Origin of the sequence: Chryseobacterium sediminis, assembly GCF_008386505.1 — a bacterium.
In the GTDB taxonomy this organism is placed as follows: Bacteria; Bacteroidota; Bacteroidia; order Flavobacteriales; family Weeksellaceae; genus Chryseobacterium; species Chryseobacterium sediminis.
Genome location: NZ_VUNZ01000003.1, coordinates 440,295 through 455,530, shown reverse-complemented (window position 1 = coordinate 455,530; position 15,236 = coordinate 440,295). Strand labels below are relative to the sequence as shown.

Sequence of the window (15,236 nt, the reverse complement as noted above, 5' to 3'; positions counted from 1 at the left end):
AAATTTTATAAGGGTATGAAATTTAACATCGTTAAAATTCCATCTTACAAAATTAACCATTAGTTATGAATTTTAACCTATGAATTATATTAGGTTCTATTTTATAATGAGTCTAAATACGTATGATCAGGCTTTTGGCAAATAGTGATAAATTCTATACCTTATATTTAAAATTTTAATTTCATCACTGCAATTCTGTTATTTCCTGCAAGAACAACATTATCACCATTGATCCATTGACAGACGAAGAAACCTTTCTCATCAGAAATTTTCTTCCATGTTTTTCCAAAATCTGAAGAATAGCTAATATGCTTGTCTCCAACGGCAATAATTTCTTTTCCTTTTGATCCGGGTTTGATTTTCACACAGGTTGTATATCCTGCATTCTGGCCCGAAGCCTGAATCTGCCAGGTCTCACCAGCATCAATAGTGGTTGCAATATTATTGACATTGGCATCCTGCTTTGTATAATCTCCACCCGCAGCAATCCCGAAACGGTCTTCAAAAAAATCGATGGAATATATTCCCTGTGAAGACTCTCCCTGAATGAAAGGGGTTTCAATAATCTTCCAGTCCAATCCCTTCTGTTTAAAGATTCTGGAAGCTTTTCCACCAGTTGCAATCCAGAGGATGTCCTTATAGGAAGCAATGTTGGTATTGCTGGCAGCAAATGCGGCTTCACCTTCCTTTAGCTTTACTTTCTCGTGATTACCCATTGGAGGGGTCCAGATCTCGTACATTTTCTTGTGAGGGAATAATAATGCAAGCTTCATCAAAAGATTTTTATCAGGATCACTGAATGTTATCCCGTATCCATCTTTTACAAAATGTAAAGCATCATAAAAAGCAGTTTTAACAGTGTCTTTAAAGACAATCTGTGATTTCAGATCTTTTTTATCAATTTTAAAGAAGTAAGCAGGACTTTCAATGTTGATGGCATAGAATGAGGCTTTATCCTGTGCCAGTGTCCTGAACTGAAGCTTATCTTCGGAGAGCTTTATCTGCTTCTGATTTTTATAATCTTTCAGATCTACAAACCCAAATTTGGAATCTGTACCGCTATACCAGACTTTGTTATCATATAGTTCCAGCGCTCTGATGCTGATTTTATCATTAAGAATAGTTTCAAAGCTTTCCACTTGCTGGGAAAACGCTGTAAGTCCTACGGACAGAAATAAAAGGGAAAAAATCTTTTTCATATAATCGTATTGGGACAAAAAAAACCGCCGAAGCGGTTTATATTATTATTAATCTTGGTTCTGATATTTTTCAGGATTATTCAATTTACTGTTTGATTTTCCATAAAGGAAATATACCAAACCTCCTAAGAACAACCACACAGCAGAAAGTTCCAATGCATGGGCACTTAAGTTAAATATCAAATAAATATTGATAAATACGCCCAATGCTACCACTATTTTGTAAGCAGGAACTTTGAACGGTCTGATCAAATTAGGTTCTTTTTTTCTCATTACCCAAACCGCAATACAAACCAGTGTAAATGCAAACAGGGTTCCGAAACTTGTCATATCTGCCAATGTTGAAATTGGAGTAAATGCTGCAATCAATGCCACTACAATTCCTAACAAAATGATTCCTTTGTAAGGTGTTTTTGTTTTTGGGTGAAGTTCTCCGAAAAACTTAGGAATTAATCCGTCTTTTGCCATCCCGATGAAGATTCTTGACTGTCCCATCATCATTACCATTACTACAGAAATTAATCCTACTGTTGCAGCGATAGTTACTACGTTACTTGCCCAGTGTTTTCCTGCAATTTCAAAAGCATACGCTACAGGAGCTTTAATAGCATCAGGATATTTCCCTTCAGGGTTAAAGTCTGTATAATGCATCATCCCTGTTAATACAAGAGATACACAGATATATAAAGCTGTACAGATCAACAGTGAAGCAATAATGGCGAAAGGCACATCTTTTTTAGGATTAATAGCTTCTCCCGCCTGTGTAGAAACGGCATCAAAACCAATATAAGCAAAGAAAATAGCGGCTGCTCCGGAAATAATCCCTTTAATACCATAGGCGGAAACGAGATCTCCTTCAGAATTCTTGATCTGTACCTGATCCGGAATAAAAGGCTTCCAGTTTTTAACACCATCTACAGCGTTGTAAAGATCAGTATTGGAAAAAATAATATATACTCCTGCGATAATTACAAAGATAACGGCAGAAGTTTTCATCAAAACAATCAGGTTATTAGCTCCTGCTGCTTCTTTAGTTCCTTTTACCAATAGTGCGGTAATCAAAAGAACAAGAATGAATGCCGGCAGGTTCATGGAAAAACCATCTCCTGTATAACTTGCAGGATCTGATGTAAGATAGGCCGGTAAATGAATATTAAAGATTTTCAAAAATTTGTTAAAATATCCGGACCAACTCACGGAAACGGCCATACTCGCCATGGCATATTCGAGGATGAGACACCATCCCATGGCCCATGCAAAAATTTCTCCAACTGTTCCATATGCATAAGCATAAGCTGAACCCTCTACAGGAATAATGGATGCAAATTCTGCATAGCATAATGCAGCAAAAACGCAGGCAATACCTGCTATGATAAAGGAAATGGCAAGTGCTGGTCCTGCGTGATAATAGGCTCCTGTTCCGGTAAGAACAAAGATTCCACCTCCGATGATAGCACCCACTCCAATTGCTGTTAAACTCCATTTTCCAAGGACTTTTTTCAGCTCACTTTTCTTCATATCTGCCTCATAGGCACTTAGTGGCTTTTTAACCCAAATTTTCGACATGTTTTTTTATTTATTAAGGATTTACGAAAATATAAAAAATTTAGGAACTCCCACGTTTATCGTTAAACTTTCCTCATTTATTTTACATTAAGTCTTTAAAAACCTGAACAACACATTATATAATCCATTTTAAAAAGTCCATATTTTTGCTTATTTTTGATTGCATGAATTTATATGATCTTTTTGTAAAGCCTTATGAAAGCTATGATTCTTTACAGATTACGCTTGAAGCATCTGGTGCTATTTTCGGAATACTGAGCGTATTTTTTTCCATTAAGAAAAATATATGGGTATACCCTACCGGCATTATTTCAACACTGATCTATGTATATCTTCTTTTCAATGCAGGACTGTTAGGAGACTGCATAATCAATGTCTACTATTCTGTTATGAGTATTTATGGCTGGGTCCTATGGGCAAGAAATTCTGAAGATCATGTTCACGTAGAAGTTACATGGGCTACCCGAAAAGAATGGATTTATGCTACCCTGCTTTTCCTACTGAGTCTGACATTGGTTACTCTTATTTATTATTACAAACCTTATATTGATAATCAGTTTTCTATGGAGGGAACCAGTTTAGGATTGTATCATCTGGACTGGGCAAATTGGATGGATGTTTTTACCACTTCAATATTTTTAGTAGGAATGTGGTTTATGGCCAAACAGCGCATTGAGAACTGGATTTTCTGGATTATCGGAGATATTATTTGCATCCCTATGATGATTTTTAAGGGACTTGGAATAACTTCGGTTCAATATTTGGTATTTACTATAATGGCTATCTTAGGATACGTCAATTGGAAAAAAAGTTTTAAAGAAAAAAAAGTACAATAAAGTCATGAAAAATTTATTTAAAATAGCAGTCAGTATTTTTGCTATTGCCAGTTTAACCTCTTGTTTAGCATATACCGACGGATACGGAAGTAATGGAAATTATGGTTATGGTGATCCCTATTATAATAACGGATATTACTATGCTCCTTCCGGATATTACGGTAGCGGCGGATATTATGGTAATGACGGCTATTATTACAGAAACAACGTTAATTACTACTATGATAATGGAATTCCTTATTACTATGACAGTTATAATAACTCCAGAAGAAAAGTCTATGTAGAAAGAAGATCTTCTTCTTCATCAAGACCTCAAAATGGATTCCAGAACACGCGTACAACGAATAGCAACGGTTCATATAATAATAACGGAGGATTCAATAATAATAGAAACTCCAATAGCAATAGCGGGTTCAGAAACCAGAATAATGGTAATCAGAACAATCAGGGAAACCAAAACAACAGCGGATTCCGAAATTCTAATGGCGGGTTCAGAAACCAAAACAGCGGTAATCAGAACAGCCAGGGAACTCAGAATAACAGCGGATTCAGAAACCAGAACAGTGGCAGCCAAAACAGCGGCAGATCAGAATCTTCCGGCGGTGGATTCAGAAACAGCTCCAGCGGCCAAAGCAGTGGTTCAAACAGACAACAGAGCGGCGGAGGCGGCTTTAGATAAAACGATTATAAATAAGAAAACGAACAGCTAACACTGTTCGTTTTTCATTTTAAATATATTAATTTTGCTTCTTCAATTTAGACAAAAAAAATATGGAATTTTATAAATATCAGGGAACAGGAAATGATTTTGTAATGGTAGACAACCGTGATCTGCAGTTTACTAAAGATAAAAACAGTATTGAAAAATTATGTGACAGACGTTTTGGGATAGGTGCTGACGGTCTTATTCTATTGGAAAACGATCCTAACTATGATTTCAAAATGGTCTACTACAATTCTGACGGAGGAGAAAGTACGATGTGCGGAAACGGAGGAAGATGTCTTGTCGCTTTTGCTTTTTTCCTTGACATTTTTGAAGATAAATGCAAATTCATTGCAACGGACGGCGAGCATGAAGCTGAAATTCATAACGGAATCATTAAATTGAAAATGATCAATGTGGACACTATTTCACAAGATGGAAATGACTTTGTTCTAAATACCGGATCTCCCCATTACGTAAAATATGTAGACAATCTGAAAGATTATCATGTTTATGACGAAGGATATGGAATCAGAAATTCTGAAAATTATAAGGAAAAAGGAATCAATGTGAACTTTGTAGAAAAAATTTCAGATAATGAAATTTTTGTAAGAACCTATGAACGAGGCGTTGAGGACGAAACTTACAGTTGTGGAACAGGAGTTACCGCATCTGCTTTAACTTTTCTTCAAAAACATAATCTAACCTCTGTAAAAGTTAAAACTTTAGGCGGAAACCTTAAGGTATATGCTGAAAAAAGTGGTGATGCATTCCAGAATATTTGGCTGGAAGGTCCTGCAAAGCAAGTTTTTAGAGGTAAAACAGATCTTCTTTAAAAACAAAAACTTTTAATCAACATTTATAAGAATGAAAAAAGCTATTCTCATTATCATTCTGCTGGTTTTTGTAGCCGCAGGATTTTTTGGTTTGAGATTTTATAATAAATATTTAGGAAATAACGTAGAAAAAGACGGTTATGTTCTGATTCCTCACAGAGCAGGTTTTAAACAGATCCTCGATTCTATTTCTCCTTATATTAAAGACAGGGAATCTTTTGAAGCGGTGGCTAAAGAAAAAGGTCTTGATACCAATTTTAAAGCGGGACGTTATCATATCCAGAGCGGAACAGGTAACAAAAACCTTGTCAATATGATCAAAGCTGGAAACCAGACAGCCAATTCTTACAGAATCGGGGATTTTGGAGATATGTATCAGATGATTGGTAAGGTGACAAAAAAAACGGAAATTGATTCGTTACATTTTATAAATGATCTGGATGCTGTGGCACAGGAGAAGGGCTATAAAAATGTTGAAGATTTAAAAAAATATTTCTTCATTGATACCTATAATTTCTTCTGGACTGTAAGCCCAAGAGAATTTTTTGCAAAGTTTGAAAATCAGTACAATGATTTCTGGACGAGTGAAAGAAAAAACAAAGAACAGCAGTCTGGCCTTACAAGAGATCAGATCTATGCATTGGCTTCAATTGTTTATAAGGAATCCGGAGGAAAAAAAGATGAAATGAAAACGATTGCCGGATTGTATTTAAACCGTTACAGAAAAGGGATGAAACTTCAGTCTGACCCTACGGTGATCTACGCAATTAATAAGCAGACTAATTTTAAAGAATCTATTAAAAGAGTATTATATAAGCATTTGTCTACACCATCACCTTACAACACTTATGCAAATGCAGGTATTCCTCCGGGACCAATCTGTGTAGTGGATAAGAATTCGATTGATGCTGTGTTAAATGCTGAAAACAACAATTATATATTTATGTGTGCTGATCCGGCAAGGTTTGGATACCATAAGTTTACGGCAAGTGCTGAAGAACATGCTGTGAATGCAAAGGCTTATCAGGACTGGCTCAACTCAAAAAATATAAAATAAGTTTAGAAAGCACCTAGAAATTTACAGTTAGAAAAATAATAAAAGTCATAATATTTTGAAGATCAAATTGATATGGATATTCAAAATAATATGGGTTATCCTTTCACGATTTTATACAAAAAAATAACCTATGAAGAATAAGACAGAAATTGTCAATATTTTCACCAGAAAAACTTTAGGACTTACGTTAGTACTTTCAGCGGCGGCGATGGCTTTTGCACAGGAGAAGGCTGGAGTTTCAGGGACTATTGTCAACAAAAAAAACCAACCGGTTCCTTATGCCTCTGTAACTTTCAGCAATAAAGTGAACAAAACATTAAGTGATGCTGTACTGACAGATGAAAAGGGACAGTATAAACTTGAGCTTGTACCGGGAGATTATGATATCACAGTAGAAGCTATTGATTACAAAAAAAATGTAGTCAGTAAAAATATTGCAATTGCAGGAAATATCGGAGCATTATCTTTAGAGCCTGAAGCTGCTACAACCATTGATGGAAAAACAAAGGAAATCCAGGGAGTTGTGATCACCGCTTCAGCAGCAAAACCTTATAAAGTAGAACTTGATAAGAAAACATATGATCCTTCACAGGATATCGTGAGCAAAGGAGGTAGTCTTCAGGATGTATTGACCAATGTTCCTTCAGTTTCTGTAGATACGGATGGAACGGTTTCTATGAGAGGAAGTACCAATGTAAAGTTTCTGATCAACGGAAAGCCTTCTGCCCTTCTGGGAATAGATGACGGTGCCAATGCTTTACAAAGTATCCCGGCTGATCAGATTGAAAGAATTGAGGTCATTACCAACCCTTCTTCTAAGTTTGAAGCAAGCGGAACTTCCGGTATTTTGAATATCATCCTTAAGAAGAACAAAAAAATCGGATTTAACGGCAGTGTTGTAGGGTCTTTAGGATATTTCCCAAGAACCTCTCTTAATACGAATCTGAGCTGGAGAAAAAATAACTGGACATGGTTTGTAAACGGCGGCGGCGGCTATACGGAAAACAAAACTAAAAATAATTCGGAAACTACATATCACAATCTTACTTTTCCTAAGATCCTTCCTAATACGCAGCCTAATGATGTTCTTGCACACCAGCTGCAAAACTCCACCAGTAAAACATATAACAAAAATTATAATGTAAGTGCGGGTTTTGTGTATGATCTGTCTGACAAAACATCAATCAATGTAACAGGATTGGTAAGAACTTTTGAAGGAGACGGAAATGAGCTTCTGCAGACTTATGACAGTTTTCACAGGTTTTTCAAAGATCCGTCAGATCCAAACGGAACTGCCGGAACATGGCAATTACTAAACCCTTACGGACAGAGAGAATCTAAAACGATATTTAATAATCTTGCATTCCAGGGAGATATAGGTGTAGATCACAAATTTGATGATAACGGTCAGAATTTATCAGTATCATTAAGTTTACAAAGAAACAGAAGCAATAATAATGCAGATATTCTTGAGACCAATGACCTTCTACCGGATGTACAGGACATTACCAGAAGACATTCTGTAAGCAAAACGGTTATTGGGAAGGCTGACTACGAATTACCAATAGGAGAACAGTCTAAGATTGAAGCAGGATACAGATTGGATGTGAATGACAATACTTACAATAATTTCGTAAGCAGTACTTCCAATAATCCTTTTATCCCAAATTATAATAACGATACGGATTACAGAGAGATTTTCAATGCATTTTATTTACAGTTTAAAAGTAAAATCGGAGAAAAATTTGCTTATCAGCTTGGTTTAAGAGATGAACTTTCCAATGTAAGGATCAATTACATCAATCAGAATCCTAATGATCCGGCGATCAATAAAACCAAGAACTACAATAATTTATTTCCGAGTGTATTCTTAAGCTATGATGTATCTAAAAACAATCAGATTTTAGTTAATTATTCCCGTAGAATAGACAGACCAAGATCTTTCTTCATGGTTCCCTTCCCGAATTACAGCAACAGCCAGAATATTTTTGAAGGAAACATAGATCTTAACCCATCGTATGTAGATTCATTTGAAGTAGGATATAATATTACAAGAAAAAAGTTCACAATTAATCCTACCTTATATTACAGACATGCTACTGATGATACTAAAATGCTAGTCTACAGACCTGACGAAAATCTAGGAGTATTCTATACAAAGCCTATCAACCTGGGAAGTGACGACCGTTATGGTTTGGATCTTAACTTTACTTACGATCCTTTTGCTTGGTTAAAAATAATGGGTAGCTTAGACATGTTCGGATATAAAACGACAGGAATTGCTTATTATGATGCTATCGATAAGAATAAGCAGCAGCAAACCCGTAACATGGACTTTACCGGAGATGGTTTCTCTACCAGAGCGCGTCTTAATACAACGTTCAAACTGGATAAAACATTAAGTGTACAGTTACAGGGATTCTATAGAGGAGCGCAGAAATCTGCCAACCAAAATACTCAGGATATGTATGCGCTGAACCTTGGGGCTTCCAAAACGATCTGGAAAGGAGACGGAACAATTTCTTTCAATATTCAGGATATCTTCAATACAAGAAGCAGAGAAGTTTTCAGCTTCAATGATGATTATACCCGAAGAAATTATATGCAGTGGCAGCCAAGACAATTTTCTATTTCTTTAACCTATAGATTTAAACAGGGTGAAAAAGTAGATCAGCCTAAAAAGAAAAAGGACATCAATTCCAATGCAGCCGGAGACGACCAACAAGGTGGCCCGATGTAATAAAAAAAATAAAATCCCGAAAATTACTTTTCGGGATTTTTTATTAAAAAATCATTAATGAATTGGAAAAAGAAAAATAGGTATATTATCTAACTAAAAGTAATAATCTTTCTAATATTGAGACTGTGTTTTTTTAGTGTAAATTCACAAAGTATAAAATCATATCTTCTAAACTAAAAATAACCTATGGAACTATTTCAAAGAGCCCTATTAATACTATTCTTTTCTCCCATCTTCACATTAGCGCAGACTCCCGAAAAACAAAAGTTAAAAGAGTACATTATTCCTGATAAAGGAGATACTATACGTTTCTATATTCACACAACTGATAATTTAACAAAAGAAAAAGTTTTTCTCTACCTGCAAGGCAGTGGTGATTTACCTATGGTAAATGGTAATGATACTGAACCCTGTTGTTTTAATAACTATCCCAAAAAATTAATGGCAGAGTTCCCAAAAGATTATGCATTCGTTTATATACAGAAAATTGGATTACCCTATTACTCAAAAACATTAAATAATTATACGCCTTCTCCAACATTTACTCGGAGGAATAATGTGTTAGACAGAGCTGAATCTGCCAATAAAGTTATTAATTTCATAAAAAAAAGAATCTATCCCAATGCAAAAATAATTGCTGTACTGGGGCACTCTGAAGGAAGTGATGTGGTCGCAAAATTAGCTACTCTTAATAAAAATATCACCCATATTTGTTTTTCAGCTGGGAATGCAACGCCTCAAATATTTAATGACATACTTTTTACCAGAAAACAAATGCAGGAAGGAAAATTAAGTGCTGGCAAGGCTCAGGATAAAATTAATGAATTGATGAAAGGGTATAATCAGATTTATCAAGATCCTGACTCTGTAAAAGATTATTTTAATGGTGACACCTACAAATGGAATGTTGCTATAAACGAACCTCCTATAGAAAATCTTCTGAAATTAAAAATTCCCATCTTCGTCACCATTGGAAGTCATGATGATAAAGTTCCTATAGAAACCAGTGATTTAATTACCGCTGAATTTATCCGTCATAGAAAAACGAATTTGAAAAGCAAAGTTTATCTGAACTGCAATCATAATTTTGAAGAAATAAAAGAAGACGGAACCCAAATAAGCCATTGGAAAGAAATGTTTTTTGACTTCCTGAATCTTATTGATAAAGATTTTGAATAGAAAATATAGTTTTAAAAAAAATCATATTCTTAAAAAGTAATTTCCCGCCGTTTCCGGTAAAATAAAAAACAGCTGTAAAGCTCTTGTTTACAACTGTTTTTTATTTATAATCTTTGATATTTTTTTACTGAAAATTTATTTTACAGGCTCAGCTTTGGAGTCTTTTTCTTTTTCAGCTTCATAGATTCTTCTTCTCAGATCACTGGTGGAAAACCTATGGTCTCTTTTGTTGTAAAAGATTTCAATTCCTTTTTCTTCACAGTATTGTTTCCCTGTAAAATCTCTGTCCATATAATCATCCCCAATGATTCTTACATCTATTACAAATGATTTTAGAATATCCAGTAGATCTTCTTCTGTATAATAAGGAATGATCTCATCCACAGCATTTACTGCTTTCAGCTGAATATACCTTTCAACGATAGTCTGGCTTGGCTTATTTTTGTTGGGACGATCGTGGGAAGGGTCGATCTGAAGTCCAACGATTAAATAGTCACATACAGTTTTAGCTTCTTCAAGCATTTTGATGTGCCCGGCGTGTAATAAGTCAAATGAGGAAAATGTAATCCCTATTCTCTGTGTCTTCATATTAATTTTGAATTAAAACTTCACTGAAATACATGTTCTTTTAAAAGGATAAAAGGCCGAAGGTTCAGGGAAGACGTTTTGTAATTTGTTTATATAATTCGTTTTAAATTGTTCTTTCATATGGTGAGGAAAATTTCACAACCATTGAAACTATACATTCCTTGTGTTCAAATATTTCTGCCATTCCCAGACTGTTCTTAAGGACTCTTCCAGAGACGTTTCAGACTTCCAGTTGAGTTCTTTCTCAGCCTTTTCAGCGTTGGCATATGCAATAGTGATATCACCTTCTCTTCTTGCGCAGATCTGATAAGGCACTTCTACATTATTGGCCTTTTCAAATGCTTTCACCACTTCCAGCACAGATGAACCTTTTCCTGTTCCAAGGTTGTAGGTGTCAATCACAGCTTCAGGGGAAGAGTCTTCCATCAGTTTTTTTAATGCGGCAACGTGTGCTTTCGCCAGGTCAACAACATAAATATAATCACGAACGGCTGTTCCGTCCTCTGTAGCATAATCATCACCCCAAACGCTCAGTTTTTCACGAACTCCTGAAGCCGTCTGCATCACATAAGGTACCAGATTATTAGGAATTCCTATCGGCAGTTCTCCAAGTTTTGCAGAAGGATGGGCTCCAATCGGGTTGAAATATCTTAATAACGAAATTTTACGGTTATAGGCTTTTGCAAAATCAATCAGGATCTGTTCTCCAATTTGTTTTGTTTTCCCATACACACTTTCAGGTACTTTTAACGGAGTATTTTCATCAATCGGCATTAAATCTGCCTGGCCGTATACTGTACAGGACGAGCTGAAAATAAAGTTGGATATTTCTCTTTCTTTAAATTCCTGAAGAATATTAATCAGTGAGAACAGATTATTTTCATAATAGTCCACAGGTTTTATCTGGCTCTCTCCCACTGCTTTGGAAGCTGCAAAATTGATACAGCCATCAATCTTATAGGCATCAAAAACCTGAGTAAGAAGTTCCTTTCTTTTTAGATCAAAAGGATAAAAAGCCGGCTTTTTACCTGTAATTTCTTCTATATTTTTTAAAATAAACCTTTCCGTATTGGATAAATCGTCTACAATAACTACTTCAAAGCCGCTATTGATAAGTTCTACCACCGTGTGAGAACCAATATATCCAAGTCCTCCCGTAACAAGTATTGCCATTTATTCTTTATTCTTTGTGTTTTCCTATATTTTCTATTTCGTTTTCTGTAGGAATGTGTTTAAAATAATTTATCAATACCACAGGACCTACAACAAGTAAGATATTTAAAAGTATAAAAGAAAATACATATCCTGTACTAGGGTTTTGTATTTTTTGATATTTCCCATTAAAAATTACGACATGAAAAATAAGCATAAAAAACAAAGAAAGATTTAGGTAAAAAAACATCTTTTTTGATTCTTTAAAAATACTAACAAATGTAACAGTTAATAATGGGAGTATTAAAAAGTATAATACATAAATAATTATCTTGAATGTATTATACTCTTCTTTTAATCCATAGCCTCTTAAAAAAATATTAACCATATTGTATGCAAAAAATATCATCCAGCAAAGGACAAAAATAATTGTAAAAAAATAAGCGAACTTATGTTTTAATATTCTTTCGTCGTGAAGCATAAATTATTTCATAAACTCAAGAACCGCATCCGTGATATACTTCAGTTGTTCTTCGTCTAATTCTGTATGCATTGGTAAAGAAATTACCTGATCCAACAGCTTATCTGTATTCACAAAGTCTGCATCATTGCTTTCCTGGAAGTAGGCTTTCTGTTTTCTCAGTGCTACCGGATAATAGATCATGGCAGGGATTTCTTTTTCCGTTAAAAACTTCTGAAGCTCGTTACGTTTTCCGTTCAGGATTCTTAAAGTATACTGGTGGAATACATGAGTAGAATTTTCAGCTCTTTTTGGAGTAAGAATATTTGGGTTTGCTTCAAATGCTTCATCATAAAAATCTGCCGCTCTTTTTCTTGCTTCGTTGTAAGAATCAAGGTGAGGAAGTTTTTTTCTTAAAACCGCAGCCTGAATACTGTCCAGACGGGAGTTTACCCCTACCTCATCATGATAATATCTTTCGTACATTCCGTGGTTTACAATTCCTCTTAAACGGTGCGCTAATTCATCATTGTTGGTAAAAATAGCTCCGCCATCTCCATAGCATCCAAGGTTTTTTGAAGGGAAGAAAGAGGTAGTTCCTACTGTAGACATTGTTCCTGCCTGCTTTACAGTTCCGTCAGAGAATGTATATTCTGAACCAATTGCCTGAGCGTTGTCTTCAATAACATATAGATTATGCTCTTCAGCAATTTTCAAAATTTCTTCCATATTGGCACACTGTCCGAAAATATGTACCGGAATAATTGCTTTTGTTCTTGGTGTAATGGCTTTTTTAATCTGTTCCGTAGAAATTGTGAATGTATCATAATCTACGTCTACCAATACAGATTTTAGCTTAAGCAGGTGAATTACTTCTACCGTTGCAGCAAAAGTAAAATCAGCGGTGATGATCTCGTCTCCTTCTTTAAGATCCAGGGCCATTAGGGCAATCTGCAATGCATCTGTACCATTGGCACACGGAATGACATGTTTTACTTCTAAATAAGACTCCAATTCATTCTGGAAAGACTTTACTTCAGGTCCGTTAATAAACGCTGCAGAGTCCATTACATTCAAAACTGCATTGTCTACATCATTCTTTATTTTGTAATACTGACTTTGCAAGTCAACCATCTGAATTTTTTTCATATAATAAATATTTCTGTAAAAATAAGGAATTTAATATCCTATCAAAAATTTTATTGATTTTGTTTTTATCTTTATACAAAATAATCTTATGAAAAAACTTTTACTCTTTTGTCTCCTAACGGGTTATCTTAATGTATCTGCCCAAACAGAACTTGTTTTTGTTTTCTTTACTGATAAGCCCAATAAAGCTGCATTTTATGCAAATCCGCTTTGTGAACTCAGTCAGAAATCGCTCAACAGACGTACAACGCTGGGAATTCCTCTCAATGATCAGGATGCTCCTATTGAACAGTCTTACCTTCAGAATCTTCAAAATTTGGGATTTACCGTTACAGATTATTCAAAATGGCTTAACGGAGCGGCAGTTAATGCTACTCCAGCCCAAAAAACGTTGCTGCAGGCTCAATCTTTTGTTTTATCTGTGGAAAGTTTTGCCAGAAACAGTTCAACCACCGTAAAAACAGTACCTGTAAAATGGAAAGATGATATAAGTCTCAATAAAATACTTACCAACTTCAATTATGGTTCCGGTGCCGGCCAGATTGATCAGGTCAATATACGCCCCCTTCACCTGGCAGGTTATACGGGAACAGGGATTTCTATAGCAGTCATTGATGCCGGATTTCCAACAGTAAATACAGGAACTGCTTTTTCAAGATTATGGAACGGTAATCATATAAAAGCGTCCTATGATTTTGTTACCAAAACCGGAGATATTTACAATACAGCACTCAGTCCTCATGGTTCTGTTGTTTTAGGAGCTATTGGCGGGTATCTGGAAAATATATTTGTGGGTGCTGCTCCTGATGCTGATTTTTATCTCTACCGAAGTGAAAATGCCAATGTAGAAGTTCCTGAAGAAGAGCTATACTGGATTGAAGCTGCCGAGGAAGCAGACAGAAAAGGGGTAGAAATCATCACCTCATCGTTGGGATACAATGTTTTTGATGAGAGCCGTTATAATTATACTTATGCCAATATGAACGGAAGCACTTCTTTCATTGCCCGGGGAGCAGGTATTGCTGCTGAAAAAGGAATTTTTGTACTTGCTGCTGCGGGAAATTCGGGATTGCAGCCATGGCATTACCTGATGACACCATCTGACAATGCTAACGTATTCTCCATCGGGTCTGTAGATTCGGCCGGAAATGCATCAGGGTTTTCTTCTTTCGGACCTAATTCTCTTGGAGTGGTAAAACCTGACGGAAGTACTCAGGGAACCGCTACCACCACAGTATATGACAATGCGACTACGATTGTAAACGGAACGTCTATTGCTACGCCTATTGCTGCAGGAGGTGTGGCATGTCTTATCCAGGCATTTCCAACGATGAACAGGGAGCAGATGAGAACAAAGCTAAGACAAACAGCTTCGCTTTATCCTGCCCATTCAGATCAGACAGGATTTGGTATTCTTAATTTTGGAAGCTTATACAACCTCGTTCTGAATACTTCTGAAATAGTAAAAAAAGAAAAATTTTCTATATTCCCAAATCCTGCTAAAAACATTCTTAACATTGCTTCAGAACAGGAAGTTCAGTCTCTGGAAATTTACGATAATCTGGGAAGACTGATCCGAAAAAGCAACCATCAGAAATCTATAAAAGTGGAGGATTTTGCAAAAGGGACTTATTATCTGAAAGTTCAGATGATGGATAAAGTTTACTATGAGAAATTCTTAAAGGAATAAAAACCTTTGTCTCTCGCGGATTAAACAGATTGAACAGATTTTGATATTTGTTGAATCTGCGAGGGATATTCTTCTAAGCTG

At 35.6% G+C, this 15,236-nt stretch carries 12 protein-coding genes; 7 read left to right on the top strand and 5 right to left on the bottom strand.

Features of this window, described 5'->3' with window-relative positions:
• Nucleotides 1–167: 167 nt before the first annotated feature.
• Together FW780_RS17340 and FW780_RS17335 are read right to left on the bottom strand one after the other, a co-directional pair.
• Nucleotides 168–1,199, bottom strand: a complete 1,032-nt coding sequence (locus tag FW780_RS17340) for a WD40/YVTN/BNR-like repeat-containing protein (protein WP_149834921.1) — start codon at nucleotides 1,197–1,199, stop codon at nucleotides 168–170.
• A 48-nt stretch (nucleotides 1,200–1,247) separates the two neighbouring features.
• Entirely contained in the window at nucleotides 1,248–2,765 is a 1,518-nt protein-coding gene (locus tag FW780_RS17335) for an amino acid permease (RefSeq protein WP_149834920.1), read from the bottom strand.
• 164 nt (nucleotides 2,766–2,929) lie between these two features.
• On the opposite strand from FW780_RS17335, the gene pnuC reads away from it, so the two are divergent.
• The 6 genes from pnuC (at nucleotide 2,930) to FW780_RS17305 (ending at nucleotide 10,116) form a co-directional block, all read left to right on the top strand.
• Complete coding sequence (gene pnuC, locus FW780_RS17330; RefSeq protein ID WP_149834919.1) at nucleotides 2,930–3,601, top strand: nicotinamide riboside transporter PnuC; 672 nt, start codon at nucleotides 2,930–2,932, stop codon at nucleotides 3,599–3,601.
• A gap of 4 nt (nucleotides 3,602–3,605) precedes the next feature.
• On the top strand, nucleotides 3,606–4,280 hold the full coding sequence (locus tag FW780_RS17325) for a hypothetical protein (protein WP_149834918.1): 675 nt from the start codon (nucleotides 3,606–3,608) through the stop codon (nucleotides 4,278–4,280).
• 92 nt (nucleotides 4,281–4,372) lie between these two features.
• Nucleotides 4,373–5,140 carry a diaminopimelate epimerase gene (gene dapF / locus FW780_RS17320; RefSeq protein WP_149834917.1) on the top strand — a complete coding sequence of 256 codons (768 nt, stop codon included), beginning with the start codon at nucleotides 4,373–4,375 and terminating at the stop codon, nucleotides 5,138–5,140.
• Between the two features lie 31 nt (nucleotides 5,141–5,171).
• Nucleotides 5,172–6,197, top strand: a complete 1,026-nt coding sequence (gene mltG / locus FW780_RS17315) for an endolytic transglycosylase MltG (RefSeq protein ID WP_149834916.1) — start codon at nucleotides 5,172–5,174, stop codon at nucleotides 6,195–6,197.
• 130 nt (nucleotides 6,198–6,327) lie between these two features.
• Nucleotides 6,328–8,937: a TonB-dependent receptor domain-containing protein gene (locus FW780_RS17310; RefSeq protein ID WP_149834915.1), complete on the top strand. Its 2,610-nt coding sequence runs from the start codon at nucleotides 6,328–6,330 to the stop codon at nucleotides 8,935–8,937.
• 186 nt (nucleotides 8,938–9,123) lie between these two features.
• A complete protein-coding gene (locus FW780_RS17305; RefSeq protein WP_149834914.1) occupies nucleotides 9,124–10,116 on the top strand; it encodes an acyl-CoA thioester hydrolase/BAAT C-terminal domain-containing protein in 993 nt (330 codons plus the stop codon).
• A 135-nt stretch (nucleotides 10,117–10,251) separates the two neighbouring features.
• On the opposite strand, the gene FW780_RS17300 is transcribed toward FW780_RS17305, so the two are convergent.
• The 3 genes from FW780_RS17300 to FW780_RS17285 all read right to left on the bottom strand — a co-directional run bounded on the left by FW780_RS17300 (nucleotide 10,252) and on the right by FW780_RS17285 (nucleotide 13,465).
• Entirely contained in the window at nucleotides 10,252–10,704 is a 453-nt protein-coding gene (locus FW780_RS17300) for an adenylyltransferase/cytidyltransferase family protein (protein WP_047376790.1), read from the bottom strand.
• Nucleotides 10,705–10,854: 150 nt separating this feature from the next.
• The gene (gene galE / locus FW780_RS17295) at nucleotides 10,855–11,877 is read right to left on the bottom strand and encodes a UDP-glucose 4-epimerase GalE (RefSeq protein ID WP_149834913.1); all 1,023 of its coding nucleotides are present in this window, start codon (nucleotides 11,875–11,877) and stop codon (nucleotides 10,855–10,857) included.
• Between the two features lie 463 nt (nucleotides 11,878–12,340).
• Nucleotides 12,341–13,465 (bottom strand): DegT/DnrJ/EryC1/StrS family aminotransferase, encoded by a 1,125-nt coding sequence (locus FW780_RS17285; protein ID WP_149834911.1) that lies wholly within the window; start codon nucleotides 13,463–13,465, stop codon nucleotides 12,341–12,343.
• 88 nt (nucleotides 13,466–13,553) lie between these two features.
• Here FW780_RS17285 and FW780_RS17280 point away from each other — a divergent pair, with 88 nt between their 5' ends.
• Entirely contained in the window at nucleotides 13,554–15,155 is a 1,602-nt protein-coding gene (locus FW780_RS17280; protein ID WP_149834910.1) for a S8/S53 family peptidase, read from the top strand.
• Nucleotides 15,156–15,236 lie beyond the last annotated feature (81 nt).